We start from the raw sequence: 24,954 nt of genomic DNA, 5'->3' as shown, positions 1-24,954 counted from the left end.
TTGTTTTTTGACATTGCACACCACATAAACAAACGCCCGGAGGATAGCCTTCCGGGCGTTTGTTTTGTTTATGGAATATCATAACCTTGGACAGCCGTATAGATCCGAAACCACTGATCATGGCTGAGCTTGTACGCTGAGGCACGCACCGCGGCGGAAATGCGGTTCTGTTTTCCGCTGCCGACAATCGGCATGATGTCTGCCGGGTGGGTGAACAGCCAAGCGTACATGACCTCGTCGATGGAAGCGGCGCTGATTTCTTCCTGTACCGAAATAAGCGCGGTACGGATTCGGATGTCCTTTTCCGATTGTCCGGTAAAGACGCTCCCGCCCGCAAGCGGTGACCACGCCATCGGCGGAATTCGTTTTTCCTGACAGAAATCCAGCGTGCCGTCATGGAAATGTTCCAGCTCATAAGCCGAGATTTCAATTTGATTCGTGATGAGCGGATCATCCAAATAGGATTCGAGCATTCTGTACTGGTGCGCTTTAAAGTTCGATACTCCGAAGTATCTGACCTTGCCTGAGCTTTTCAGCGCATGAAACGCTTCAGCCACAGCCTCCGGGTCCATAAGCGGGTCCGGCCTGTGAATGAGCAGTACATCCAGATAATCCGTATTCAGATTCAAGAGCGACTGCTCCGCCGACGCTAAGATGTGAGACTTCGACGTATTATAATGATGCGACTTGTTTCCGGGCCGTTCCGGCGACTCAATGACAATCCCGCATTTTGTGACGATTTCGATTCGCTCCCTTATTGAAGGCGAAAGGGACAAAGCGCCGCCGAACAGCTTTTCGCACGTATAACTGCCGTATATATCCGCATGGTCGAAGGTGGTGATGCCTTGGCTGATACACCATTCAATCAGATTCAGCAGCTCCCCGTCTGAATAATTCCATTCGTTCAGACGCCAAAGCCCGTGTATCACTCTTGAAAATTCCAGATCTTCAGCCAATTGAATACGCTGCATGTGAAATCCCCCTTTTTCTTAGTGAGCCTCTCATATCTCTGTTTCAGGAATTGCCCATGCTGTTTCTTTCTGCTTCGACGGCCGATTTTCCTTTCGGCCCGGAAAAATCGTCATTTACCGGTTCTGAAACTGCTGTTTCGCTTTTTCAACGACGTAATGGCTTCCGCCGCGTTTTTTAACGTCTTGAATCATCATGGCGATCAAGAGGTCTTTCTTTTTATAGTCGTAGCCGACGAACCAGCCGTTTTCTTTGCCGTCTTTATCTTCTTTAGACGTTTTCAGCTCGGCTGTACCGGTTTTTCCGGCTACGTTAATGCCGCTTACGACCGGCTGATATGCAGAGCCGCGCGGATCTTCAACGACGCCTCTCAGCCCTTTTGTGATTTCTTCGGCGTTGGCTTTGGATACCACTTGCTTATGCCAGATTTGCGGTGTTTTTTCTCCGTCTTTGATTAATGTCGGTTTGACGAGATTTCCGTCTGTTACAAATGCGGTATAATCAGCCGCTAAATGCAGCGGAGACATCAGCATCTGCCCCTGGCCGTAGCCCGTATCTCCGAGAAGAATCTCGGAATCAAGCTTGCCGTTAGCGATTGACGATTTTTCAATCGGAAATTGGTATGGAATGTCTTCATCAAAACCAAATGATTTTAATCCTTTTGTAAACGCGTCAGCTCCGGCATCTATAGCATTTTGCGCAAAATAGATGTTGTCCGAGGTAATCAGCGCGTTTTCGAGATCTACTTCATTCAGGCGCTCTGATACGCGTGTGACATGGTAGCCGCCCCAGCTTGAATCTTTCTGCCACTCTTTTCCGGTGATTTTTTTCTTTTCTGACGCTTTCAATGTTCCGTTTGTCAGACCGACTGCCGCGGCGATCGGTTTAATCGTTGATCCCGGCGCATAGAGTTTGTTGAATTTCGCTGAAAACGGATTGTTTTTATCTTCATTCAGCTTTTTCCATTCTTTGCCGCTCCAGCCGAAAATAAAGCCGTTCGGGTCATAAGACGGAGCGCTGACAAGCGCGAGGGTCTCTCCCGTTTGCGGTTCGAGGGCGACTGCCGCTCCGCTGTCGTCTTTCATGGAATCATACAGCTTTGTCTGCGTTTTCATGTCAATCGTTACATGAATATCCTGCCCGTTTTCGGCTTTCTTTTCAGCGATGACCTCACCCGTTTGCGGAACGTAAATTTTCCAGCCGGTCGTGCCGCGCAGCTTGTCTTCATATACGTTCTCAAGGCCGGCGATGCCGATTTTCGAGGTGTCGCTGTATTGGCCATCTTTTGCTTTTTTCAGATCCTCCGCTGTGATCGTTTTAATATACCCGGTCAGGTGGGCCGCTTTTTCGCCGTACGGATAGTAGCGGGAGCTGACTGTCGTTTTCGTCACGCCGTCTAATGAAAGCAGGCTTTTGACCTTGCTTTCGTCATCCGGTCTGATTTTTTGAACCGGGACATAGGAGTCATCTTTTACCCAGCCCTGATTCAGCTTGCTTTTTATATCGTCTTCAGAAAGGTCCAGTTTTTCAGACAGTTTTTTGATTACGCTGTCTTTATCCTTGCCGAGTTTTCCCGGGATAATGCCGATTTCCGGCACCTCCGTATTCACGGCGAGGCCCTTGCCGTCTTTGTCGTAGATTTGCCCGCGCTTCGGTTCTTCATTTGCGATCTGCACGGTTTTGTCGTCGGAAAGCTGTTTGAAAATAAAAGAAGGATTCCAGTCGATGTTCCATGCTTCTCCATCGTCTGTTTTTTCTTTTTTCAGGACGGCCGTGTTTTCAAAGGCGACCTTCCCTGCTTTTGTATCCATGCTGACTTTATAATCGATGTGCTGAAGGTCATCTTTTTTCTTATCATCTTCGTCCTGTTTTTCGGCAGTGACTTTCAGATTTTTGACCCCTGCTTGTTCATAGATGGTTTCATATCGTTTTACAAAATCCTTTTTGGACAATTTTTTCTTTTCATCCTGTGTGAGGCTTTGGTACATCTTATCGTAATGACCGCCGTTCCAGTCTTTCACGAAATCTTTCATTCTGTCTTCGGCCGACTCCGTTTTCGAGCAGCCGATCAAACCTAGGATTCCTGCGAGTAAAAGTAATAGGTATAATCCTTTTTTCACTGTTTATTCCCCTGCCTTCCAATTGTTATTTTCTCCTAAATCAAATCAGGCTGGCAAGGATTTTTTTATGATAGAATTTAAAATTTTTTTATTTTTCCAGCCATTACGGTCCATATTCTTATACAATGTATCTATTAAAAAAGGGGGAATTTCAGATGATCAGAGAAGCAGCCATGCTGCATGTAAAAGAAGGCTTTGAAGGGGAATTCGAAGAGGCATTCCGCCGGGCGGAGCCGATTATAGCGGGCATGAAAGGTTATCTGTCCCATTCCTTGTCCAAATGCATGGAGGAAACGCATAAATATTTGCTGCTTGTGGAATGGGAGACATTGGAGGATCATACAAAAGGCTTTCGCGGATCGCCGGAATATCAGGAATGGAAAGCCTTACTTCACCGTTTTTATTCACCATTTCCCGTTGTGGAACATTTTCAGGATCTATCAAACTCAGATCGCGTGAAGCGTAAAACCGATTAAGGAGATCGACCATACAAAAACGGCGGTATAGATATTGAATTTCCCGGAACCGTCGTTTTCCTTCCGCTTTTCTTCCAGTCCCTGAATGAACATGACCGCACCGAGAAACACGAGCATAACCGGCTGTATGACAGAGGTATGTTCTGCATACGTAAATGCGGCAGCCGCAAGTATAATAATCAGCATCGCGAGTGACAGTTTTAAGGCGCGCAGCAAAGCAATCCATCCTTTCGTTTATTATTTTTTGTACACAATTCTATTTCTGTCTTTATCCCCCATTATTCTAGCGTACTTTTTGCACGGATAGAACGAAAGTCGGACAATTTTAAGTTTGTTTTAAGGAGAACGAAAAGCGCGCTCCCGATGAAAAGGAGCGCGCGGTTATGAGCGGGCGAGGCTTCCGTATCCAAGCCCCCGCAGGACGCATGCCATGACTTCGTACCCTCTGCTGTTGGGATGTACGCGGTCATGAGAGAGATATTCGTTCAGCTTTCCTTTGAAAGCGCTGTGGACATCGGCAATTTTGACGTGCGGCGCTGATGCGAGTGTGCTGAGGTGCGCATTATAAGAAGATATCCATTTTTCTGCAATGGAGATGTCCGGGAAAGGGTTGTATAAATTGAAGACGCGGATCTCATAAGGAGAGGGGTGCGTTTCTTTTAAGGCAGCGATCTTGGCAATCATCTTTTCAAAGTTCTCATGGCAGTGACGGGACACGCCGGCGAACACCGAAGCGTCTTTCGTTTGCTGATACGCCCGAACCGAATCGATCAAATCGTTGCCGCAGCCTGTAATCGTAATCATATCAGCAGCCTGAATCCGCCTCTGAATGTACGGCAAGGACATAAGCCCGAGAATTTCTCCCGTCTCAAGGCCTGACTTGGCAAAGATGGATACGTCGGTCCTTGTCTGTAAATCTTCTGCCATCATACACCCGAACCGCTGAACAAAGCCGGCGGAAAACGGCCCGGATCCCCTTCCCGTCGTCAAAGAATCCCCAAGCGCCGTATAAACAAGTCCCATTTTCTTTCCTCCACTCATTACTGTCGATATTGTAATGTACGCGAGTGAAGGGAAATTGGCTCGGTCAATACCCTAATTTCTCAGAAATATGCTGTGCCGCGGTTTTGACCTTTTCCGTTAAATACGGCAGCCGATCCTCTGAAAACCTGGCTTCAAAGCCGGCGATGCTGATCCCCGCGGCCACCTTTCCTTCGTGGTTGAAAATAGGCGCCCCGATCGCCGCCGTGTAATCCTCTAATTCTGAATAGCTGATCGTATACCCTGATTGTAATGACGTTTCAATAGATTGAAGCAATTCAGCCGGATTCGTTATCGTGCCTGAGGCAATTGCGGCAAGCTCTGTCTTCTGAAGGTATGTGTCAATCTCCTCTCTCGGCAGAAACGATAAAATGCTTCTGGCGCACGCCCCCGCGTACAGCGGCGAGCGGCGGCCGATTGCGGTATACAGCCGGACGGTTTGGGTGCCTTCAATTTTTTCAACGTAAATGGCTTCATCGCCGTCCCTCATAATCAGCTGAACGGCCTCATCGACTTCACCGCACAGCTCTTCCATCATCGGCTTGGCTATTTTCCTGATGTCCAGACGCTCAGAGACAAGCTGACCGAATTGCAAAAAGATCAGACCCAGCTGATAACGGCCGTCCGCTGCCCGGGTGAGAAATCCCATTTCCTCCAGTGAACTTGCCATCCGGTGAACCGAGGTCTTCGGCATCTCCGATCGAGAAACAAGCTCATTTAAGCTCAGGCTCGGTTCAGTCAGAAACAAATGAAGCAGCTCCATTGATTTGATGACGGTTTTGTTTTTGTTTTCCATGGTCTTTAGCCCCTTTGTCAGATCAGCCATTCCATTTTGAGCCTGGCTTTCAGCTCCTTCAGCTGCTGTTCCCTCTCCAAAAGCAGCATTTCCGCTTCCTCCAGCGAAACAGCCCGGAACGTGATATGTTCGCCCGGCATCGTTTGGGCGGCAAGAGGAAGATCGGCGGATATGATATGCGCCATTCGCGGGTAGCCTCCCGTCGTCTGCCTGTCAGCCAGCAGAATAATCGGATTGCCGTCCGGCGGCACTTGCACCGTCCCGAATGTCACGGCCTCAGATACCATTTCAAGCGGCTCCTGTAATTCAAGCGGAGCGCCCTTCAGCCGGTAGCCCATTCGGTCGGACTGAGGCGTGACCGTATACGGCTCCTTGTAAAAACGTGATTTTGCTTCTTCTGTAAAAGCATGAAATTGCGCCCCTTCAAGTACACGAATGACCGGATTTTTTTTCAGCGGCAGAAAACCTCTGCTGCTGACAGACCAATCAGGCGCTGAGAAACCATGTTGTCCGAGAGAATCGCTCAAACTATGTGCGATGATTTCCGAGCATTGCGTCATACTGCCGAGCGGAAGCTCATCATCCTTTTGCAGGGCTCTTCCGTAAAAGCCGCCGATCCCCGCTCTGACATACGTGCTTTTGCTTTCCATGACGGCGGGCACGTCAAATCCCCCCGCGACGGCGAGATAAGCGCGGCTCCCCATCTTGCACGGCCCAAATGAAACAACGCTGTCTTCCTTTACAAAAACCGGTTTCCACAGAGGGGCCGGTTCTCCATTAATATGAAAGGCGAAATCAGCCCCCGTGACGGCGATGACTGCCGGTTCTGAAAGCTCAAAGGAAGGACCGGGCCCCATTAGCGTAATTTCCAGCCCCGCTTCTGTTTCTTTATTTCCGGCAAGAAGATTGGCAATACGCAGAGAGATCGTATCCATTGCGCCGCTTCCCAGCACACCGTATTTCTGATAACCCGTTCGCCCCGTATCCTGAATCGTCGTCAGAAGACCGGGCTTTACCACTTTCATGCTCATTCGGCTCCCTCCTTGATGCGGCTGTATTCTTCTGCAGTGATTCGGACGAATTTCACCGTATCGCCCGCTCTCAACAGGCTCGGCGGATGTTCTTCCGGCCTGAAAAGCCGAAGCGGGGTGCTGCCGATCAGCTGCCAGCCGCCGGGAGTGGATATCGGATACACACCGGTCTGCATTCCGGCGATTCCTACTGAACCGGCAGGGATTGACGGCCTTGGCGACGACTTTCTCGGCGCTCTGATCCGCTCAGACATTCCTCCTAAAAACGGAAATCCCGGCGCAAATCCGAGCATATAGACGAGATATTCGCCTTCGGTATGAATGCGGATGACGTCTTCCGGTGTCAGATCGTTCATCTTAGCGACCTCTTCTAAATCAGGACCGAAATCACCGCCGTAGCAAACAGGGATTTCCATTACCCGGCGCTCTTTTTGCCTGTCGGTCTTTATATGGCTGAGGCGTTCTGTCACTTCTTTCTTGACCAATGCAAAAGGCGAGACGCCTTTTTTTATATTTGAGACGGCATACACATCATAAAAGATCGTTAAGCTTGTGAATGCCGGGATACATTCAATGAAACCCGGAAATGGCCGTTCTTCAATACAGGCGGCTGCCGCATGAACCCGGCTGTTAACCTCTTCGCTGATGTGCCCGCCAAAGCGGATGATAACGGCGGAATCACCGTGCGGCTGTATATCAAGCGCTGTATTGCCGCTATACTGCATCATTGTCATCACCTCGTTGTTTTCTTTCTCACTTACAGAACAGCAAGCGATTCATTCCGGATATCGGTGATCAGCATGTGCCCCGGTGAATGCGTCATCACGATATCAGGCTTTGCTTCCATGATCACCGCCTGCGGTGTAACGCCGCACGCCCAGAATACGGGAACTTCGCCTTCCCGCACCGTCACGGCATCACCGAAGTCCGGCTGATTCAAATCGCTGATGCCGATGCTTTTCGGATTTCCGATCCGGACGGGGGCGCCGTGCACGGCGGGAAAACGTGACGTGACCTGCGCCGCGCGGATTGCAAGCCTTTCCGGAATCGGCCTCATGCTGACGACCATCTTTCCTGAAAACCGCCCGGCCGGAACACAGTCAATGTTTGTTTTATACATGGGAACATTCACGCCCTCATCAATGTGCCTGATTGGAATTTGCTGATTGATAAGGGCTTGCTCAAATGAAAAACTGCAGCCGATCAAAAACCCGACAAAATCATCCTTCCAATACGGCGTGATATCCGTTACCTCTTCAGTAAGCACGCCATGCCGATAAATTCTGTACTTCGGAAAGTCCGTCCGGATATCAGCTCCCGGCGCCGCGATAGCCGGAATGGGTGAGCCCGCATCCGTCACGTCAAGCACCGGACATGGCTTTTGATTCCGCTGGCAGAATAAGAGAAAATCAAAGGCAAGATCCTTTTGCAAAACGACGAGATTGGCTTGTGCATAAGAAGCGGCCCATCCTGCCGTCGGCCCGGTCATCTGCCCCTTCCTGATAAGCTGTCTGACTTCTTCGGGAGTCATGTCACTCATATGTTTTTTCATGTCATCAGCTCCATAGCTGCGGCAATTGCGAGAATAATGTATAGATGCCCATAATCGCCATGACAACGACGACTGTCGCCCCCGCAATAGTGAGCCAGACAGGATGTTTGTAATCGCCGACGATTTTTTTCTTATAAGCGCCCAACAGAATCATCGCTAATGCAAGCGGCAGAATTAAACCGTTAAGCGAACCGACCGCGACCAGAATTTTGGCAGGCTGGCCGATCGTGACAAAAATGAGCGTGGATACGATGATAAAACCGATAATGACGCCGTGTGAATGCTTTTCGATTTTTGCCGAGAACGATTTGAAGAATGACACCGATGTATATGCCGCGCCGATGACGGACGTGATAGCGGCAGACCACATGATGACGCCGAAAATTTTATAGCCGACATTTCCCGCTGCAAGCCGGAATACAGAAGCCGCGGGGTTATCGGGATCAATGCGCAGACCCTTTGAGACGACGCCGAGCACGGCGAGAAACAGGGCAATCCGCATAATAGATGTAATTAAGACGCCTGTGATGGAGCTTTTCGTGACCTGAGGAATGACTTCCTTCCCTTGGATGCCTGAATCAAGCAAACGGTGGCCGCCGGCAAATGTAATGTATCCGCCGACCGTGCCGCCGACAAGGGTCACGATCGCCAGCACACTGATATGATCAGGCATAAAGGTTTTCGCAACGGCGTGTCCGACCGGCGGGGCCGTCGTTACGGCAACATACACCGTTAATACGATCATGACGATTCCGGCGATTTGCATAAAACGGTCCATGACTTTTCCCGCTTCCTTTATGACAAAAATCAGAACCGCGACCGCAGCGCTGATTAAAGCGCCGATTTCCGGTTTGATCCCGAATAATACTTGAAGGCCGAGACCCGCGCCGCCAATGTTTCCGATATTAAACGCAAGTCCGCCGAGCACGACCAGAAAAGCAATGGCATAACCGGCGCCCGGGAGCACCATATTTGCAATCTCTTGGCCGCGCTTTCCGGAAACTGCGATAATCCGCCACACATTGGTCTGTGCGAAAATGTCCAAAATAATGGAGATTAAAATGATAAAGCCGAAGCTTGCCGCCAATGTATTGGTGAACGTGGCCGTTTGCGTCAGAAAGCCGGGCCCGATTGAAGATGTCGCCATCAGAAATGTCGCGCCTAAAAGCAGCGACCATCTTCCGGGAGCCTTTCCGGCTGTTTTTTTCTTTTGCTCCATGCTGTCTTCCTCCCTCTGCTGCTCAGTCTTTTGCAAGCGCGCTGATTTGAATGTCAGCCGCTTTTAGTTCTTTTCTGATCGTTTTTGCGAATGTGAGCGCATGGGCGCCGTCTCCGTGAATACAGACGGTGTCCGCTTTCAGGTTTACAGCTTGTCCCTCCGCAGATGTCACCGTATTGTCTTTCACCATTTGGATCACTTGCCCGACCGCTTTTTTATCATCCTGGATCAGCGCATCCGGCTGTGAACGCGGCGTCAGCGTGCCGTCTTTCTGATAGGTGCGGTCCGCAAACACTTCACTTGCCGTCTGCAGTCCGATTCGGTCTCCCGCTTTAATCAGCTCGCTTCCGGAAAGCCCGAATAGAATAAGTCCGGGATCAAAATGAAAAACCGCTTGGGCGATCGCATCTGACAGACCGCGGTTGACGGCAGCCATATTATATAAAGCGCCGTGCGGCTTCACATGCTGCATCGCGACACCTTCTGCTTTTAAAAATCCTGACAGCGCGCCGATTTGGTACAGTGTCAGATCATACGCTTCCTCGGGCGTGATCGCGATCTGCCTCCGCCCGAATCCCTGAAGATCGAACAGCCCGGGATGAGCGCCGATTTTCACGCCTTTCTCCGCCGCAAGCGCAACTGTTTTGCGCATCACGCTGGGATCACCCGCATGAAAGCCGCAGGCGATGTTTGCAGATGTCACATAATCCAAAATCTCTTCATCAAGCCCGATCTTATAAGCACCGAAACTTTCTCCTAAATCACAATTGATGTCAATCTGAAACATAAGATCCCTCCTGTATTGTAAACGTTTTATTTTATTATCATTCCGATATTCGGAACGACTATTCCGAATTATTGGACTTCTTTTCATTATATCAATTCTGACAGGTTTGAACATGCTTTTGTCAGAAAACCTACCACGGACCTAGTCAGAAATGTGACAAAATAAAAAAGAGAGCCTCATACAGAGGCTCTCTTTTTTCTATTACAGCACCCAGTGGCGGATCGCTTTGGCGACCCCGTTTTCCGTGTTGACATCAGTCACCCAGTCAGCCGTTTCTTTCACGATGTCCTGCGCATTTCCCATAGCGACGCCGACGCCCGCCTTTTCAATCATGGCAATGTCATTCAGACTGTCGCCCATGGCCATCACATTTTCCATCGTGAAGCCGAGTTTTTCCGAAACTTTCGCAAGCGCTGCCGCTTTATTAATGCCGAGCGCATTGACTTCGATATTGATCGGGCTGGAGTTTGTGATTTCGAGCTCCTTGTTTTCCTTCAGCTCTTTCAGCACCTCATTCCGCACATCGTCATCCTCGATTTCGAATCCGAACTTGAGCCACTGGTGATCCGTAATCGTTTCCGGGAATTCCCCTCTCCATACTCTATCAACGGTAGAGGCCCAGAAATTCGTGTTGTGCTTATTTCTCAGATCCCATAATTTTTGAATATGATCGGTATGAAGAAGCTTGCGCTCAACCAGCTCAAAGTTGGAATCCCAGATTTCGCTGCCGTTTGCCGTAATTAAAAAGGATGAAAGCTCGAGAGACTCAGCCAGCTCGCGGCAGGTCATCAGCGTCCGTCCGGTGCTGATGACGACGTGAATTCCTTTCGCCTCCGCTTCCTTGATCGCCCGCCGGTTTTCCTCCGGGATGAGCTGCTCGTCATTGAGCAGGGTTCCGTCCATATCAATCGCGATCAGTTTAATATCTGCGTCTTCTCTTTGTATCGGCATATATGTACCTCACTTTTTATAATGTAGTCGTTTCTATTTTAATACATATGACCCACAGGAACAAAAAACCGCTCCCTGACGTTTGGCGGGGAGAACATTGAGGAAAAGAACTATTGAGGTGATGAAGGATGAAAGAAAGAAAACAGAAGAACAAACCGAATGAAAATCCTGAACATCATGATTTAACCGATCCGATTCCGCTGGAAGAACTGAAAGAAAACGCCAATGATGAAAAACACAAACACGACCAAAGGGACAATTCACAAAGTGAAAGAGATTATGATACAAAATGACGGGCTTGTCCGAAAGCCGCCGCTGAAGGCGGCTTTTTTTACGATGGCTGGATAAATATGCTGATCTCAGCTTCCGCGACAGGCTTCCCGGCAACGGAAGCTTTCGCCCGGCCGAACACAAACCCGCGCCTGATTCGCGTGACTTCAAACAAAAGATCCAGACGGTCTCCCGGCAAAGCGGCACCTAATCTTTCCGCTTTCTTCACCGCAGACAGCAGGCCGAAGCTGTTTTCACCTGTAATCCCCGCGCAGGCGGCCGTTTGGGCCATTGCTTCAACGACGAGCGAAAACGGCATCTCTCTTTGTGATTCTGACATAAACCAGTCATTTTCACTGATGTATTTGTAAGCAGCCGCCCATTTTCCGGCTTCGCTGTTCTTCGTGCCGTCAATCAAAAGAAACGGATAACGATGGGGCAAAAGCTCCTCATTCATTACGCAGCCTCCCTTCCCTCACATTATAACAGAAGAAAAAAAACCCGCGTCCCCCGACGCGGATTTCTTATTGATTCAGCTTTTTAAGTACGATGCCGTGCAGCGGTTCATACGGCTGAATACCGCAAATGTCTTGAAGAACGACGCTCGTGCCTTTTGCCGCGATAAGCTTTTGCAGCTCAACCGCTTCCGGATCATCCTTATAGTCAAAGCGCAGGGCGGCGGCGATGCCTTCCGCCAGCGCGTTCGGTTCTTTTATTTTTTTGGCCGGTCCTACTAATCTATCATTCGCTCCGAGTTTTCTGAGCGGTGATCTGGCGACCCTCGTCACATCATCCGTGATGTATTCATTTTCAAAACGGCTGATGATTTTCTTCATATACTGCTCGTGTTCGGCTTGCTTAAAGCCGTACGCCTTTACCAGGTACTCGCCCGTTTCTGAAAGGGCATCGTACACGACACGCCGGATTTCGGGATGGTCGATGGCTTCTTTGACGGTTTTTAATCCGCGCTGATAGCCGACGTACGCCGTAACGGCATGGCCCGTATTGACGGTAAACAGCTTCCGTTCAATAAACGGAGTAAGATCATCCGTAAACAATGCGCCTTTCAGTGCCGGCTGACCGCCGGCAAAGCCGGTTCTGTCTATGACCCATTCAAAAAACGGCTCTACGGATACTTTCAGCGGGTCCTCATGGTGCTGAATCGGCACGATCCGATCCACCGCGGAATCCGGGAAGCCGACCGTCTGATTCACTAGTTCCCGCTCCGCTTCCGTCAAATGTCCGAAAACCTCTTTTTTCAAAAAACTGCTGCCGCCGATCATATTTTCACAGGCGATGATATTCAGAGGCTCAGAGGACGTTCTGCGCTTCAGCCCTTCCGCAATTGACGGGGCGATGAATTTGAGAACATTCGGCCCTACTGCCGTCGTAATGATCGCCGCGTCATTGATCAGCCTGTACAGCTCTTGTTCTTGCTTCGCGCTGTTGATGGCTGAAACGGGGCCGATGGTTTCTGTCTGCCGGCCGCCGTCGGCAAGCTCCACGGTATATTCCTTCTTTTCATTAAGAAGGCCGACCATCGTTTCATTCACATCAGCGAAAACAACCTCATAGCCGGAATGATGGAGCAGGGCGCCGATAAAGCCCCGCCCGATGTTTCCCGCTCCGAAATGAAGGGCAATCATGTCAGTTCACCTCGCTGAAAATAGCGGCCAGTTCTTCTTCCGTTTTCGCACTGATCAGCCGTTCGATGTTTTCTTCCTCTGAGCAGATGATGGCGATGTTTGACAAAATGTCTAAGTGCTCATTGTTTTTTCCGGCGATACCGAAAACGACCTTTGCCGTATTGCCTTCACCGTATTCAACACCATTCGGAATCTGGATGATGGAAATGCCTGAATGAAGCACTTCTTCCTTCGCGTCTTCCGTGCCGTGCGGGATCGCAATGAAATTCCCCATAAAAGTGGATGATGTTTCTTCACGTTCGAACATTTTTTCCACGTAGCCGTTTTTCACGTAGCCGTTATCAATTAATGTCTGTCCCGCCAGACGGATGGCATCCTCTTTTGAGTTCACTGTTTGATTCAGTTTGATGTTCGCTTTAGCCAATACTTCCATGATGAAAATCCCTCTTTCTGTTTGATTAGTTTTTAAGCTTTTCAATCAGTTCATCGTATTTCGGACTGTTTAAGAAATTATCAACCGAAATGTGCACCGCCTGCGGCCGCTTCGCTTTCGCGCGGTCAGTCAGATCCTTATGCGTAATGACGATATCCGCGTCATTCGGAAGATTATTGATCGACGTATTTGTCACATCAATATCCAGCTCTGCTTTTTTCACTTTGTTTCTTAAAATGGAAGCGCCCATTGCGCTCGATCCCATACCCGCATCACACGCGAAGATAATGCGGCTGACTTGGTCAGCGGAAATATCAGCTGCGCCGCTTTCCGGCTCTTCCTCTTTGTCTGCCAACGCAGCGGCCGCTTCGCTTTTTCTGCCTTTCATTTCCTGCATTTTTTCCGCGGCGGCTGTCAGATCTTCTTCACCCGCTTTAGATGATTTCAGAATAAGCGCCGATACGATAAACGATACGGCGGCTGCAACGATGACGCCCGCCAGCACACCGAGATAGCTTCCTTTCGGCGTCAGCGCTAAAATGGCGATGATGCTGCCCGGCGATGATGCCGCGACAAGTCCCGCGTTAAAAATCGAGAATGTGAGCAGTCCGCTCGCTCCTCCCGCGATCGCCGCGAGGATCAGCATCGGTTTCATTAAAATGTAAGGGAAATAGATTTCATGAATCCCCCCGAAGAAATGAATGATCGCCGCTCCCGGTGCCGTCGATTTTGAAGAGCCTTTTCCAAAGAACATGTATGCCAGTAAAATACCGAGTCCAGGCCCGGGGTTCGCTTCCACTAAGAACAGAATGGATTTACCCGCTTTTGCGGCCTGCTCGATTCCGATCGGACTTAAAATGCCGTGGTTGATCGCGTTATTGAGGAACAGGACTTTCGCCGGTTCAACGAAAACGCTCGCAATCGGCAGCAAATTCGCATGGACAATGACTTCCACACCCGCCGCCAGCAATTTGTTAAGAGACAGGACGACCGGGCCGATCGCATAAAACGCGATAATTGTCAGCACAGCGCCGATAATTCCCGCCGTGAAGTTGTTGATCAGCATTTCAAAACCCTGTCTGACTTTATCTTTAAATAAACGGTCTACTTGTTTAATGAGATAACCGCCCAAAGGCCCCATAATCATTGCGCCTAAGAACATCGGAATGTCTGCTCCGACAATGACTCCGATGGCGGCCGTCGCTCCGACGACTCCCCCGCGGTGATCGTAAATCATTTTTCCGCCCGTATATGCGATTAAAAGCGGCAGAAGATACGTAATCATCGGGCTTACCAATGTATTCAGCTGCGGATTCGGAAACCATCCCTTAGGAATAAACAGCGCGGTGATAATTCCCCACGCGATAAATGCGCCGATATTCGGCATGATCATACCGCTTAAATAACTGCCGAACCGCTGTATCTTCACTTTCATGCCAGCTTGCTGTTCTTGCTGCATGTCAATTCCCTCCCTGTTTGCTCGCCTTAAGATGAAAATAAATAAGACACGGGGTTTCTTTCTCCCCTGTGTCTTCATCATAAAACGCTTACAATCCTCATTCAATGAAAAGTAAAGAGGAGTTTGGCACATAGAGTGTGACAAATCCTTAACTAAAAAAAGACACCTCATAACAAGGTGTCTTACCGCTTTCTGTATATAATATGTCCTTTTGTAACGACGAGTTTCGCAATGAGCCGCTCACTGACAATGAACACCGGATATGCGCATACGAGCGCGAAAATCGCGGCCGGCACATACCGTGCCGCCGGAAACATCGGCATGACAGCGATTCGGGCCATCTGCACAAGATAAATCAAAAGGACCGTTATCGCAATGGCAACAGCCATAATCGGAGCTGATACTTTATATTCACGCAATTTCACATGGCAGTGCCCGCATTCAAACTGGCACGGGATTATGGATGATCTGACCATGTCGCCTGTAATCGGCTTGCCGCAGTTCGGGCAGGTCGTTTCTTTCATGTTTATTCCTCCATTCAACTCTTCTATTATAACAGAGTCTGTCTCCGCGTTTTACATTTGTGATTGTTCAACATATTTTCACATATTTTATCATCAGGCTCTTGTACACATTTGTGAAAACATCTACTCTTAGAAGGAGGTTCATCACTCATTCGCATAAAAAGGAGGATGCAGAATTGCTTCCGATTAACAGACAGCAAACATTGCTTGAATGGCTGAAAGAGGAGGGCCCGCTGAAAATCTCTGACATAAGCGAGAGATTCGGCGTTTCCGAGATGACCGTGTACAGAGACGTCAATCAGCTGGCGGAGGCAAACCGGATTATCCGAACACCCGGCGGCATTACGCTCCCGCCCGCTTCAGAACAAAGCGCCAATCAATGCGGCTATTGCCTGCGTCCGATTCAGCATTCATATTCTGTTCAGCTCATTACCGTTTCACAAGCCGTTGAGCAGATGTGCTGCATTCATTGCGCGATTTTGCGGTATGAGGATAAAAAGGAAGAAGTGTCCCACGTCATTTGTAAGGATTTCCTTCTCCAAACGACGCTGACGGCCGCTTCTGCTTACTTTTTAGTCCATGCCGACATTGACCTTCATTGCTGCCGGCCTCAGGCGATTCCTTTTTCAACGCTTGATTACGCGGAACGGTTTCAAAAAGGCTTCGGCGGGGTCATTTGCACTTTTGACGAGGCGGCGGACATCATCTTACACGACAGGCAGAAAGGATGCACCTGCAGCAAGACATAACAACAACCAACCGGAAGGCGGTGTCACCAGCCATGAGACAGAACAAACGCTGGCTCATCTTTTTGCTGTTCCTTGTTTTGATTCCGAAAACAAGCTTCGCCCACGCCTACATCACAAACTCTAATCCGGGTGAGAACAGCGAATTAAAACAAGCGCCGAAGCAGATTGAAATTGAGTTTAATGAACAGATTGAAGAAGGCTTCCACTCCATTAAGGTCTATAATTCATCCGGCGAACGGGTCGATGCGGGCAAAACGGTGATTCAAAAAAATGATTCCCGCATCATGACCGCGGCTTTGAAAAAAAATCTGCCGCATGATATTTACAGAGCGGAATGGAACGCGGTGTCAGCTGACGGACACCCGGTATCCGGCGTCATTCCTTTCAGTATCGGGAAAGCCGGCGGAGGCCTTCAGGAGAAAACATCATCGCAAGCGGCGCTTCACCCCGAAGCGGCCATCGACCGCGGTATTTTGTACACCGCTCTCTCCCTGTTTATCGGCACGGCCTTTTTCCATCTGTTTTGGTTCAGAAAAAATGAAGGTTCATCAAAAAACAGCCGAACCGTAAAGCTGCTCGTTATCTCTTTATGTTTAATGGGACTCGCGCTTGTCTGCCAGCTCCCGATCCAGACGAAAGAAAACGCGGGCGGCGCTTGGAGCGCCGCGTTTCAGCCGGACTATGTAAAAGAAACGCTTCTGAAAACGGCCGGCGGGTATGTCTGGATAATACAGATCAGCTTATTTATCCTGCTTGCTGTGTCCATGATCCCGCTGTTGAAGAAGAAAGCATTTCGGTCATTTGCGTACTGGACGGCGCCGCTATTGTTCTTTTTCGCCTCGCTTTTGGCAAAAGCATTTGCCGGGCATGCGGCGGTCATTGACGAAAAAGCGGTCGGCATCACGATGGACTTTCTCCATTTATCAGCCGCGTCTGTATGGACGGGCGGTATAGCCGCCCTTGTGCTGCTTCTTTCATCAGAGTGGAGAAATACCGATAAAACCATCGCCTGGGAAACGGTCAGACGGTTCTCCCCTTGGGCATTCGCCTCTGTCGGCGTGCTTTTATTTTCAGGTGTGCTGAATGGATTTTTCATTATCCGTTCGTTTGATTCACTCTTTCACACCGCTTACGGCAAGACGCTTCTTTTGAAAATCGGACTGTTTGTGATCATGCTTGCTCTCGGCGCCATTCACGTATGGATGACAAAATTCCGCAGAAACAAAAGCATCAGTGGCACAATAAAGGCCGAATGGGTAATAGGGATTGCGGTATTATTTACAACCGCCGTCTTCACAAGCCTGCCCAGCCCGCCGCCGCCTGCGCCATTGCCTTTTAACGGATCAGACATGATCGGAAACGGGGAAACCCTGTCCTTGCACATAACGCCTAACCAGCCGGGTAAAAATGAATTTCAAGTCATTGTCACCGATCACAACGGCAGCCTTGTGAAAGATATTCAGCAATTTACCGTGACGGTTTATCAGACGGGCTTCAGCGGCAAACAGCATGAAAGCACCTTTGATTTGAAGAAAACGAAGGAAGGCACATTCGAAGCCGCCAATATGTCCATCACTGAAAAGGGAAACTGGAAGATCAAAGTTCACGGACTGACAAACGATTTTAATGAAATCAATCAAATATTCTCAACGACAAACTAAGGAGTGTATCTCATGTTGAAAAAAAAGGCTTTAGTATTCATGTCTGCCATAACCCTGTCACTCATCGGTTTTACGGCAACAGCAAGCGCCCACGTCTCAGTCAAACCCGCGGAATCCGCGGCGGGTTCATGGGAAACGTACACGATGAAAGTGCCTGTGGAAAAAAATGAGCCGACAACGAAAGTCGTGCTGAAAATGCCCGCGGGCGTTGAATTTCAGCAGTACCAGCCGATTCCGGGCTGGAAAACGTCCGTATCAAAGCATGATGACAAAGCGGTCTCCGTCACTTGGGAAGCGAAGAACGGCGGCATTCAGCCCGGCCAATTCCAGCAGTTCACATTTGTTGCGAAAAACCCTGAAAAGACCGGGGATGCCGCTTGGGACGCCTACCAATATTACAAAGACGGCAGCATTGTAGAATGGACGGGTGATGAAAAAGCTGACACGCCTCACTCGATTACGAAAATCACAAAAGCGGCGAACGTGACGGATGCGCACGGAGCTGAACAGTCAAAAGAAGAAAGCAAATCCGGCGTATCAGCGCTTGATATCGCAGCCATCGTTCTGTCAGCTGCGGCGATTATCCTTTCCATCGCGGCGCTTGTTAAGAAAAAACGCGCATAAAGCAAAAAGCGATCCGGCTCATAAGAGCTGCGATCGCTTTTTTTCTTATCCGCGGCCTGCCTGGAATGACGGATATTGTGTCATTCCGCCGTCAGCAAACAGCGTAATGCCGGTCACGTAGCTTGATTCCTTTGAAGCAAGCCAGACGGCGACAGCTGCGATTTCTTCCGGCTCACCGATATACCCCATCGGAATCATGCTTTCCACATCTTTTTTCTGAACGGGATCCGCAAACTTTTCCGCATTGATCGGCGTATTGATGGCGCCCGGCCCGATATTGTTAACACGGATGCGCTTCGGCGCGTACTCAAGCGCCAATGTTTCCGTCATCAATTTAATACCGCCTTTACTTGCCGCATAGTGGACAAACAGCGGCCACGGAATCATTTCATGTACGCTCGACATGTTAATGACGTTGCCTTGAATATTATTCTCTACGTAATATTTAATGGCTTCGCGGCATCCCAGAAAAGCGCCGGTCAGGTTGGTGTTGATGACTTTGTTCCAGTCTTTCAGCGGCATTTTATGCGACTCGACCGGATTTTCCATGCCGGCGTTGTTGATCATGATATCTAATGTGCCGAATTCCTTGACCGCGGTCTGCACAATGTTTTTGACATCCTCTTCTTTTGTAACGTCACCTTGAATAATGACCGCTTCGCCGCCCGCTTTTTGAACTTCTTCTTTTACGGTTTGAGCCTCTTTTTCATTACTGTAGTAGTTAATTACGACTTTCGCCTGCTCCTGCCCGAAGCGGATCGCCATCGCTCTTCCTAATCCAGATGATGCTCCCGTAATGGCAACGACTTTTCCTTTTAAATCCGTGTACATGTTCAAACCTCCTGCATTTGTTATGAATTTGATTTCGCAACGCCTAAGAATACGGCGGCCACGATGATCAGGATAATCCCGATTGCAATGGCGACCAGCTGACGCTTCGTTTTGCTCTCACGGAGAATGAAGATTCCGCCGAGCGTGCTGATGACGATTCCCATTTGAGACAGAGAAAAGCTTGTCGCGACTCCGACGCGCGGCTGTGAGATGAACAGAAACATATTCCCGAGCGCCCAGATGATTCCCGGCAGAATGTTCCTGAGGGCGTACTTATTAAACGGTTTGTGCTTGTATGTCAGCAGCAGTCCGCCGATTACCATCCCGATCGCCTGCGGCAGAAGCGCTGACCAGCCGGATACTCCGAACAGCCGGGCCACGACGACATATACCAAATAACCGAGCGTGGAAATAAGCAGGATGACAATGCCTTTTTTTAAGTTTCCCGGTTCTCCGTCCGCCCGCCCCTTTTTATCTTCTAAAGATGTGAGCACAATACCGACGATGATAAAAATAAGGGCGAGAATACCCAGTGTAATCGCGATAGGAGTTGACCATTCCTTGAATACGATCACGCCGAATAAAGAAGTCGAGACGAGCTGCATTCCCGTCGAAATCGGCATGGTTTTCGAAACGCCCATCAGCTGTATGCTTTTCAGCTGATTGCTTTGACCGAGCGACCAAAACAGCCCCGATACGATGCCGACAATAAAGATCCGCACAGACAGCACCGGGTGGACAAACAGATATAACACAAACGAAACGATGAGCGCCCCGATTGTCGTTCCCAGTGTCTGACTGTAAGGCCCGCCGCCTAATTTGACGTTAAATAACACGATGCTCCCCCAGAACAAAGCCGGGAGAAGAGCAAGTAATATATCCATGATGGCGACCTTCTTTCAATCGTATTTGCTGTTATTTTGTCTGGAATCGAACCGATTATTCCCATGAGATCAAAAAAGCCTGCCGGCGATTTCACCGGCAGACTGCTCAATAAAAAAAGCCCCCGCTTAGAAGCAGGGGCTCTCTTTCAGCTATTAAAGTCCGATCGACATGTATTTGGTTTCGAGATACGGCTCAATGCCTTCCGTACCGCCTTCTCGGCCGATGCCGCTTTCTTTCATTCCGCCGAACGGCGCTTGAACCGCGGACGGACCGCCGTCATTCCAGCCGATGATGCCGTATTCAAGCTGTTCAGAAATATAGATGCCACGGCGGTAGTTTTCTGTGAAGAAATAAGCCGCGAGCCCGAACGGCGTATCGTTCGCAAGCTTGATCGCTTCATCGATATCTGAGAATGTAATGATCGGCGCAACCGGGCCGAATGTTTCTTCATGCATGATGTTCATGGATGTGTCTACATTTGACAGCACGGTTGGCGTAACGAAATAGCAGCCTTTTTCAACGTTTTGGTCATACGTTCCGCCCGTCAGCACTTTAGCGCCTTTTTCCACGGCATCATTAATTTGGCCGACGATTTTATCGAAGCCTTTTTTGTTGATGACGGGGCCGACGTTTACGCCTTTTTCAAGACCGTTTCCGACTTTGAGTTTCGCAGCTTCTTCACTCAGTTTTTTCGCAAACTCGTCTTTCACGGATTCGTGAACGATCAAGCGGTTCGCACAGACGCAGGTTTGGCCGGCATTTCTGAATTTAGAGGCCATTGTTTGGGCTACCGCCAGATCAAGATCAGCGTCTTCATCCACGATCAGCGGCGCATGTCCGCCAAGCTCCATCGACATATGTTTGACGGTGTCGGCACTGTTTTTCATCAGGATTTTTCCGACAGGCGTTGAACCGGTGAAAGTAATTTTGCGGATTTTCGGACTGCCGGTAAAGACGTTTCCGATTTCGGCTCCGTCACCGATCACCACTTGCAGCACGTCCTCCGGAATTCCCGCTTCATACGCGAGACGCGCAAGGGCATAAGCGGAAAGCGGCGTATCTTCCGCCGGTTTGATGATGAACGTACAGCCTGCCGCCAAAGCGGGCGCGGCTTTTCTTGTGATCATCGCATTCGGGAAATTCCACGGCGTGATCGCCGCTACCGGGCCGACCGCCTGACGGGTGACGACAATCCGTTTGCCCGTTGTCGGCGCAGGTACGGTTCTGCCGTAAATCCGTTTTGCTTCTTCGGCAAACCATTCAATATAGCCGGCGCCGTATAAAACTTCTCCGACCGCTTCTTCATACGGTTTACCGTTTTCCTTTGTAATTAATTCCGCAAGTTCTTCTTTATTTTCAACAATCAGCTCATACCATTTTTTCAAAAGTGAAGCACGTTCTCCTGCTGATGTTTTGGACCATGATTGAAACGCTTTGTGTGAACGTTCAATCGCTTTTTCAACATCTTCGGCCGTCTGCTGAGGGATGCTTTCGATCGCCTCTCCCGTTGCCGGGTTGTAAACTGTTAATTGTTCTGGCATATTGAACATTCCTTTCTCTGCTATAGTAAAGCCATTGAATGCTTGTTGATTTATCTCACACTCTCATGATAGCAGACCCATCCGCCGGCATTCCAATAATTGAACTCACAAAGCGGCTTCGATAATGGAAAGACCTTCTTTGAGCTGTTCATCCGTCACGACAAGCGGCGTCAGAAATCTGATAATGTTGCCGTTAATGCCCGCCGTCAATAGCAGCAGCCCATTCTCGTTCGCCGTTTTTGCGACAGCCGCGGCTTTTGCTTTGTCCGGTTCCCGCGTGTCCGGATCTTTGACAATTTCGATGGCCGCCATCGCGCCGAGTCTCCGCACTTCTCCGATACAGACATGGTCTTTTTTCCATTCGAGCGCCTGATGCTCAATGATGCGGCCGATCTCCTCGGAGCGCTGATTAAGCCCTTCTTCTTCAATAATTTCCAAGACGGCAAGCGCAGCCGCACAGCCGAGGGGGCTTCCCGCATATGTGCCGCCAAGTTCCCCCGGCGCGGCGGCATCAAGCATTTCCGCCCGGCCGATGACACCGCTCAGCGGCAATCCGGCCGCGAGTGATTTCGATACGGTGATTAAATCAGGAACGGCTCCGAAATGCTCGATCGCAAAATACGTTCCCGTTCTGGCAAACCCGGTCTGAATCTCATCCGCCACAAAAACGATGCCGTGTTTTTTACAAAAAGCGGCGACGTGCTGCACGAAACGTTTTGAAGGAATGATAAAGCCGCCTTCTCCCTGAACCGGCTCCATGACGACACAAGCCACGGTTTCCGGCGCAACTGCAGCGATAAAGAAATCATCAAAAGCCCTGATGATAAAGTCGTCATACTGCTCATTGCTCATGCCGGCCGGCTTTTGATAATAGTAAGGAAACGGCGCCTGATACACCTCTGAGGCAAACGGGCCGAATCCGAATTTATAAGGCTTTACCTTGCTCGTCATGCTCATCGTCATGTTCGTGCGGCCGTGAAACCCTCTTGTGAATGACACGACAGCCTGGCGCTTCGTATATTTTCTGGCGATTTTCACGGCGTTTTCCACCGCTTCTGCTCCAGAGTTGAGAAAAATCGCTTTTTTTGCATGATCTCCCGGCGCAATGGCGCAGAGTTTTTCGGCCAGCTCAATATAAGACGGATACATCATGACGTTAAATCCCGGGTGAATGAGAGCCTCGGCCTGCTTCTTCACGGCCTCCACCACCTTCGGATGAGAATGGCCAACATTCAGCGTTCCGATCGCTCCGGCAAAATCAATGAATCGTCTGCCGTCCAAATCGTATAAAAGCGCCCCTTCGCCTTTTACCGCCATACTGCGGTTTCCGTTGCCGACCCCGTTGGAAACAAATTGATCCCGTTTTTGCTGCCACTGGGCAGTTGTCACTTCCGATGATACTGTTTGACTCATAGATTTCATCCCCCTGCATTGTTTTCTTATCATTCTGACTTCTTTTTGGTATGATGAAAAGTACCAAAATCAATTTATCCATGGTATCAGAAAGGGGTCAGGGTCTGTATGCTGACAATTTCCATTGATCATTCAGAAACGGCGGATTATATCTATCAGCAGATCTACCAGCACGTAAAAGCGGCCGTTTTGAAGCGCAGCCTGATGCCTCACACAAAGGTGCCGTCTAAACGGGAGCTTGCCGAGACGCTGAAGGTCAGCGTGAATTCAGTGAATTCGGCTTATCAGCAGCTGCTTTCGGAAGGTTATTTATATGCAGTTGAAAGAAAAGGCTTTTTCGTTGAGGAAATTGATACGTTTTATCACGAAGAAGCGCCTTCGCTCTTATTGCCTGACGATTTGAGAGAACGGGAACCGGACAAAAGCGGCTGGATTTCGTTTTCACATATGAGCGTGGATACGGCACATTTCCCCCTGAAAAGCTGGTTTCGCTGTGAGCAGAAAGCAGCCGCCCGTTCATTTCATACGCTTGGTGAACTCGTCCATCCGCAAGGCTTATATGAAGTCCGTGAAACAATCTCAAGGCTTATTTCTCTGACAAGGGGCGTCACATGCCGGCCGGAGCAAATCGTGCTCGGGGCGGGCACGCAAATGCTGATGCAGCTGCTGACGGAACTGCTGCCAAAAGACGTGCTGTACGCCATGGAGAACCCGGGATATATGAGGATGTACCGTCTGCTGCAAAGCCTCGGGAAAAAGACGGCGACGGTCAGCCTTGATGAAAAAGGCATGTCCATGGCCGAAATCGAAAAGCAGCGGCCCTGTGTATTGATCACCACGCCGTCCCATCAATTTCCCTCAGGAGTGATCATGCCCGCTTCCCGGCGGATTCAGCTTTTAAACTGGGCCGCCGAACAGAACGGCCGCTTTATTATTGAAGATGACTATGACAGTGAATTTAAATATGACGCCGACACGATACCGGCGCTTCAAAGCCTTGACCGGTTTCAAAATGTCATCTACATGGGGACCTTTTCAAAATCCCTTTTCCCCGGCCTGCGCATCAGCTACATGGTTCTTCCGCCCGGACTTTTGCGGACATTCAAAGAAAGAACGTATGACCTGCATACGTGCAGCACGCTTGGCCAGCTGGCGCTTAAAGAATTTATCGATTCAGGTGAATATCAGAAACATATTAAAAAGATGAAGCAGCATTATAAGAACATGCGTGAGCGTCTCATTTCGGCTCTGGAAGAAACATTCGGAGACAGAATCAATGTAAAGGGCGCCAATGCGGGGCTTCATTTTGTCATTGAGTTTGACTGCGCCCGTTCAGAAAAAGAGATATTGGCACGGGCGGATGCAGAACAGCTCGACCTGTTTGCGATGAGCCGGTTCCGCCTGAAAGCGGGAGGCGAATCAAACAAACCTCAGCTCATCCTGGGATTCGCCCGTCTGAAGGAGAGAGAGATTCAAGAAGGCGTTACAAGGCTGTACCGGGCGGTTTTCGGCTCATAAAAAAAACCCCGCAATTCGGGGATTTTTTTACCAGCGGTCCGGCTCTGTCTGTAAAATTGCCTCCAGCAGGCCGGGAAACGCCTCTTGTAAATCATCTTTGCGCAGGGAATAATAACGGTGCTTTCCGTCTATGCGCACTTGGGCGACCCCCGCCTCCCGCAGCACCTTGAAGTGATGGGACAGCGTTGATTTGGCGACCCGGACATCGGCACATGTGCTGCACGTTTTTTCTGTTGTTTCCGCCAACTGTTTGACCAGCTCTAAGCGGAGCGGATCACTCAGAGCATGAAGAACCTTTGTCAGCTGTAAGCGGGCGGTTTCAGGATGGTTTGGAATGTTCATGAGTCAAATGTAACACATATAAGCGGCGGGTGACAATTTAGGCGGTAAGGGTTTTTTCTTTACCTTGCGCAGCGATACATGTTACAGTTAGTTCGATAATATTCGAACTATAACAA

The 24,954-nt window shown here is 49.5% G+C and carries 27 protein-coding genes; 6 read left to right on the top strand and 21 right to left on the bottom strand.

Going from position 1 to position 24,954, the window contains the following annotated elements; translation table 11 throughout:
- Positions 1-68 precede the first annotated feature (68 nt).
- Together QRX25_RS02175 and QRX25_RS02170 are read right to left on the bottom strand one after the other, a co-directional pair.
- Positions 69-971, bottom strand: coding sequence for an aldo/keto reductase (locus QRX25_RS02175; protein WP_115998196.1), 903 nt, complete (start codon positions 969-971; stop codon positions 69-71).
- Positions 972-1,085: 114 nt separating this feature from the next.
- On the bottom strand, positions 1,086-3,089 hold the full coding sequence (locus QRX25_RS02170; protein ID WP_065521893.1) for a penicillin-binding transpeptidase domain-containing protein: 2,004 nt from the start codon (positions 3,087-3,089) through the stop codon (positions 1,086-1,088).
- 155 nt (positions 3,090-3,244) lie between these two features.
- Here QRX25_RS02170 and QRX25_RS02165 point away from each other — a divergent pair, with 155 nt between their 5' ends.
- On the top strand, positions 3,245-3,565 hold the full coding sequence (locus tag QRX25_RS02165) for an antibiotic biosynthesis monooxygenase family protein (protein ID WP_115998197.1): 321 nt from the start codon (positions 3,245-3,247) through the stop codon (positions 3,563-3,565).
- On the opposite strand, the gene QRX25_RS02160 is transcribed toward QRX25_RS02165, so the two are convergent.
- From QRX25_RS02160 to QRX25_RS02120, 9 genes are all read right to left on the bottom strand, one after another.
- Positions 3,536-3,751 (bottom strand): YczI family protein, encoded by a 216-nt coding sequence (locus QRX25_RS02160; RefSeq protein WP_369719110.1) that lies wholly within the window; start codon positions 3,749-3,751, stop codon positions 3,536-3,538. The genes QRX25_RS02165 and QRX25_RS02160 overlap by 30 nt on opposite strands.
- A gap of 195 nt (positions 3,752-3,946) precedes the next feature.
- On the bottom strand, positions 3,947-4,588 hold the full coding sequence (gene lipC, locus QRX25_RS02155) for a spore germination lipase LipC (protein WP_115998198.1): 642 nt from the start codon (positions 4,586-4,588) through the stop codon (positions 3,947-3,949).
- A gap of 64 nt (positions 4,589-4,652) precedes the next feature.
- Complete coding sequence (locus QRX25_RS02150; protein WP_212100338.1) at positions 4,653-5,402, bottom strand: IclR family transcriptional regulator; 750 nt, start codon at positions 5,400-5,402, stop codon at positions 4,653-4,655.
- A 17-nt stretch (positions 5,403-5,419) separates the two neighbouring features.
- On the bottom strand, positions 5,420-6,427 hold the full coding sequence (locus QRX25_RS02145; RefSeq protein ID WP_155759186.1) for a 5-oxoprolinase subunit C family protein: 1,008 nt from the start codon (positions 6,425-6,427) through the stop codon (positions 5,420-5,422).
- 2 nt (positions 6,428-6,429) lie between these two features.
- Positions 6,430-7,161: a 5-oxoprolinase subunit PxpB gene (gene pxpB, locus QRX25_RS02140; RefSeq protein ID WP_212100335.1), complete on the bottom strand. Its 732-nt coding sequence runs from the start codon at positions 7,159-7,161 to the stop codon at positions 6,430-6,432.
- A gap of 29 nt (positions 7,162-7,190) precedes the next feature.
- The gene (locus QRX25_RS02135) at positions 7,191-7,985 is read right to left on the bottom strand and encodes a putative hydro-lyase (RefSeq protein WP_212100332.1); all 795 of its coding nucleotides are present in this window, start codon (positions 7,983-7,985) and stop codon (positions 7,191-7,193) included.
- 4 nt (positions 7,986-7,989) lie between these two features.
- Positions 7,990-9,204, bottom strand: coding sequence for an NRAMP family divalent metal transporter (locus QRX25_RS02130; RefSeq protein ID WP_115998202.1), 1,215 nt, complete (start codon positions 9,202-9,204; stop codon positions 7,990-7,992).
- Between the two features lie 22 nt (positions 9,205-9,226).
- Positions 9,227-9,991: a 5-oxoprolinase subunit PpxA gene (gene pxpA, locus QRX25_RS02125; protein WP_065980721.1), complete on the bottom strand. Its 765-nt coding sequence runs from the start codon at positions 9,989-9,991 to the stop codon at positions 9,227-9,229.
- Between the two features lie 201 nt (positions 9,992-10,192).
- Complete coding sequence (locus QRX25_RS02120; RefSeq protein WP_013351029.1) at positions 10,193-10,942, bottom strand: Cof-type HAD-IIB family hydrolase; 750 nt, start codon at positions 10,940-10,942, stop codon at positions 10,193-10,195.
- 128 nt (positions 10,943-11,070) lie between these two features.
- On the opposite strand from QRX25_RS02120, the gene QRX25_RS02115 reads away from it, so the two are divergent.
- The gene (locus QRX25_RS02115; protein ID WP_003156294.1) at positions 11,071-11,235 is read left to right on the top strand and encodes a YczO family protein; all 165 of its coding nucleotides are present in this window, start codon (positions 11,071-11,073) and stop codon (positions 11,233-11,235) included.
- A gap of 38 nt (positions 11,236-11,273) precedes the next feature.
- Here the strand turns inward: QRX25_RS02115 and QRX25_RS02110 are convergent, their stop codons facing one another.
- The 5 genes from QRX25_RS02110 to QRX25_RS02090 form a co-directional block, all read right to left on the bottom strand.
- Complete coding sequence (locus QRX25_RS02110; RefSeq protein WP_115998203.1) at positions 11,274-11,669, bottom strand: 3-hydroxyacyl-ACP dehydratase FabZ family protein; 396 nt, start codon at positions 11,667-11,669, stop codon at positions 11,274-11,276.
- 67 nt (positions 11,670-11,736) lie between these two features.
- Positions 11,737-12,858 (bottom strand): mannitol-1-phosphate 5-dehydrogenase, encoded by a 1,122-nt coding sequence (locus tag QRX25_RS02105; RefSeq protein WP_212100329.1) that lies wholly within the window; start codon positions 12,856-12,858, stop codon positions 11,737-11,739.
- 1 nt (position 12,859) lies between these two features.
- Positions 12,860-13,291, bottom strand: a complete 432-nt coding sequence (locus QRX25_RS02100; protein ID WP_013351026.1) for a PTS mannitol transporter subunit IIA — start codon at positions 13,289-13,291, stop codon at positions 12,860-12,862.
- 25 nt (positions 13,292-13,316) lie between these two features.
- Positions 13,317-14,750 carry a PTS mannitol transporter subunit IIBC gene (locus QRX25_RS02095; RefSeq protein WP_373925718.1) on the bottom strand — a complete coding sequence of 478 codons (1,434 nt, stop codon included), beginning with the start codon at positions 14,748-14,750 and terminating at the stop codon, positions 13,317-13,319.
- A gap of 182 nt (positions 14,751-14,932) precedes the next feature.
- Positions 14,933-15,274, bottom strand: a complete 342-nt coding sequence (locus QRX25_RS02090) for a YcnL family membrane protein (protein ID WP_065980716.1) — start codon at positions 15,272-15,274, stop codon at positions 14,933-14,935.
- 176 nt (positions 15,275-15,450) lie between these two features.
- On the opposite strand from QRX25_RS02090, the gene QRX25_RS02085 reads away from it, so the two are divergent.
- From QRX25_RS02085 to QRX25_RS02075, 3 genes are read left to right on the top strand one after another with little or no spacing between them, the layout of a single operon-like run.
- Positions 15,451-16,023: a DeoR family transcriptional regulator gene (locus QRX25_RS02085; protein WP_212100326.1), complete on the top strand. Its 573-nt coding sequence runs from the start codon at positions 15,451-15,453 to the stop codon at positions 16,021-16,023.
- Between the two features lie 32 nt (positions 16,024-16,055).
- Complete coding sequence (locus QRX25_RS02080) at positions 16,056-17,684, top strand: copper resistance protein CopC (protein ID WP_212100324.1); 1,629 nt, start codon at positions 16,056-16,058, stop codon at positions 17,682-17,684.
- A gap of 12 nt (positions 17,685-17,696) precedes the next feature.
- Entirely contained in the window at positions 17,697-18,308 is a 612-nt protein-coding gene (locus tag QRX25_RS02075; protein WP_013351021.1) for a YcnI family copper-binding membrane protein, read from the top strand.
- Positions 18,309-18,353: 45 nt separating this feature from the next.
- Here the strand turns inward: QRX25_RS02075 and gdh are convergent, their stop codons facing one another.
- The 4 genes from gdh to gabT form a co-directional block, all read right to left on the bottom strand.
- Positions 18,354-19,139, bottom strand: a complete 786-nt coding sequence (gene gdh, locus QRX25_RS02070) for a glucose 1-dehydrogenase (protein ID WP_212100322.1) — start codon at positions 19,137-19,139, stop codon at positions 18,354-18,356.
- Positions 19,140-19,159: 20 nt separating this feature from the next.
- On the bottom strand, positions 19,160-20,023 hold the full coding sequence (locus tag QRX25_RS02065; protein WP_013351019.1) for a RhaT/GlcU family sugar-proton symporter: 864 nt from the start codon (positions 20,021-20,023) through the stop codon (positions 19,160-19,162).
- A gap of 153 nt (positions 20,024-20,176) precedes the next feature.
- A complete protein-coding gene (gene gabD / locus QRX25_RS02060) occupies positions 20,177-21,565 on the bottom strand; it encodes a succinate-semialdehyde dehydrogenase (protein ID WP_212100320.1) in 1,389 nt (462 codons plus the stop codon).
- A 105-nt stretch (positions 21,566-21,670) separates the two neighbouring features.
- Entirely contained in the window at positions 21,671-22,978 is a 1,308-nt protein-coding gene (gene gabT / locus QRX25_RS02055; RefSeq protein WP_212100318.1) for a 4-aminobutyrate--2-oxoglutarate transaminase, read from the bottom strand.
- A 108-nt stretch (positions 22,979-23,086) separates the two neighbouring features.
- Between gabT and gabR the strand changes: the two genes are divergently transcribed.
- Entirely contained in the window at positions 23,087-24,496 is a 1,410-nt protein-coding gene (gene gabR, locus QRX25_RS02050) for a MocR-like transcriptional regulator GabR (RefSeq protein ID WP_212100316.1), read from the top strand.
- Positions 24,497-24,523: 27 nt separating this feature from the next.
- On the opposite strand, the gene QRX25_RS02045 is transcribed toward gabR, so the two are convergent.
- Positions 24,524-24,838, bottom strand: a complete 315-nt coding sequence (locus QRX25_RS02045; protein ID WP_013351015.1) for an ArsR/SmtB family transcription factor — start codon at positions 24,836-24,838, stop codon at positions 24,524-24,526.
- Positions 24,839-24,954 lie beyond the last annotated feature (116 nt).

Origin of the sequence: Bacillus sp. L381, assembly GCF_030284525.1 — a bacterium.
Taxonomy (GTDB): domain Bacteria; phylum Bacillota; class Bacilli; order Bacillales; family Bacillaceae; genus Bacillus; species Bacillus amyloliquefaciens.
The sequence above is the reverse complement of the archived record's forward strand: the minus strand, read 5'-3'. Positions and strand labels throughout refer to the sequence as shown.

What these genes read in the sequence shown, in the direction of transcription:
- pxpB (WP_212100335.1), bottom strand. Translation starts at nt 7,161, where the DNA reads ATGATGCAGTATAGCGGCAATACAGCGCTTGATATACAGCCGCACGGT.
- QRX25_RS02090 (WP_065980716.1), bottom strand. Translation starts at nt 15,274, where the DNA reads ATGAAAGAAACGACCTGCCCGAACTGCGGCAAGCCGATTACAGGCGAC.
- QRX25_RS02110 (WP_115998203.1), bottom strand. Translation starts at nt 11,669, where the DNA reads ATGAATGAGGAGCTTTTGCCCCATCGTTATCCGTTTCTTTTGATTGAC.
- QRX25_RS02105 (WP_212100329.1), bottom strand. Translation starts at nt 12,858, where the DNA reads ATGATTGCCCTTCATTTCGGAGCGGGAAACATCGGGCGGGGCTTTATC.
- QRX25_RS02065 (WP_013351019.1), bottom strand. Translation starts at nt 20,023, where the DNA reads ATGGATATATTACTTGCTCTTCTCCCGGCTTTGTTCTGGGGGAGCATC.
- gabT (WP_212100318.1), bottom strand. Translation starts at nt 22,978, where the DNA reads ATGAGTCAAACAGTATCATCGGAAGTGACAACTGCCCAGTGGCAGCAA.
- pxpA (WP_065980721.1), bottom strand. Translation starts at nt 9,991, where the DNA reads ATGTTTCAGATTGACATCAATTGTGATTTAGGAGAAAGTTTCGGTGCT.
- QRX25_RS02120 (WP_013351029.1), bottom strand. Translation starts at nt 10,942, where the DNA reads ATGCCGATACAAAGAGAAGACGCAGATATTAAACTGATCGCGATTGAT.
- gdh (WP_212100322.1), bottom strand. Translation starts at nt 19,139, where the DNA reads ATGTACACGGATTTAAAAGGAAAAGTCGTTGCCATTACGGGAGCATCA.
- QRX25_RS02045 (WP_013351015.1), bottom strand. Translation starts at nt 24,838, where the DNA reads ATGAACATTCCAAACCATCCTGAAACCGCCCGCTTACAGCTGACAAAG.
- lipC (WP_115998198.1), bottom strand. Translation starts at nt 4,588, where the DNA reads ATGGGACTTGTTTATACGGCGCTTGGGGATTCTTTGACGACGGGAAGG.
- QRX25_RS02100 (WP_013351026.1), bottom strand. Translation starts at nt 13,291, where the DNA reads ATGGAAGTATTGGCTAAAGCGAACATCAAACTGAATCAAACAGTGAAC.
- QRX25_RS02150 (WP_212100338.1), bottom strand. Translation starts at nt 5,402, where the DNA reads ATGGAAAACAAAAACAAAACCGTCATCAAATCAATGGAGCTGCTTCAT.
- QRX25_RS02080 (WP_212100324.1), top strand. Translation starts at nt 16,056, where the DNA reads ATGAGACAGAACAAACGCTGGCTCATCTTTTTGCTGTTCCTTGTTTTG.
- QRX25_RS02135 (WP_212100332.1), bottom strand. Translation starts at nt 7,985, where the DNA reads ATGAAAAAACATATGAGTGACATGACTCCCGAAGAAGTCAGACAGCTT.
- QRX25_RS02095 (WP_373925718.1), bottom strand. Translation starts at nt 14,750, where the DNA reads ATGCAGCAAGAACAGCAAGCTGGCATGAAAGTGAAGATACAGCGGTTC.
- QRX25_RS02145 (WP_155759186.1), bottom strand. Translation starts at nt 6,427, where the DNA reads ATGAAAGTGGTAAAGCCCGGTCTTCTGACGACGATTCAGGATACGGGG.
- QRX25_RS02130 (WP_115998202.1), bottom strand. Translation starts at nt 9,204, where the DNA reads ATGGAGCAAAAGAAAAAAACAGCCGGAAAGGCTCCCGGAAGATGGTCG.
- gabD (WP_212100320.1), bottom strand. Translation starts at nt 21,565, where the DNA reads ATGCCAGAACAATTAACAGTTTACAACCCGGCAACGGGAGAGGCGATC.
- gabR (WP_212100316.1), top strand. Translation starts at nt 23,087, where the DNA reads ATGCTGACAATTTCCATTGATCATTCAGAAACGGCGGATTATATCTAT.
- QRX25_RS02175 (WP_115998196.1), bottom strand. Translation starts at nt 971, where the DNA reads ATGCAGCGTATTCAATTGGCTGAAGATCTGGAATTTTCAAGAGTGATA.
- QRX25_RS02160 (WP_369719110.1), bottom strand. Translation starts at nt 3,751, where the DNA reads ATGCTGATTATTATACTTGCGGCTGCCGCATTTACGTATGCAGAACAT.
- QRX25_RS02115 (WP_003156294.1), top strand. Translation starts at nt 11,071, where the DNA reads ATGAAAGAAAGAAAACAGAAGAACAAACCGAATGAAAATCCTGAACAT.
- QRX25_RS02075 (WP_013351021.1), top strand. Translation starts at nt 17,697, where the DNA reads ATGTTGAAAAAAAAGGCTTTAGTATTCATGTCTGCCATAACCCTGTCA.
- QRX25_RS02165 (WP_115998197.1), top strand. Translation starts at nt 3,245, where the DNA reads ATGATCAGAGAAGCAGCCATGCTGCATGTAAAAGAAGGCTTTGAAGGG.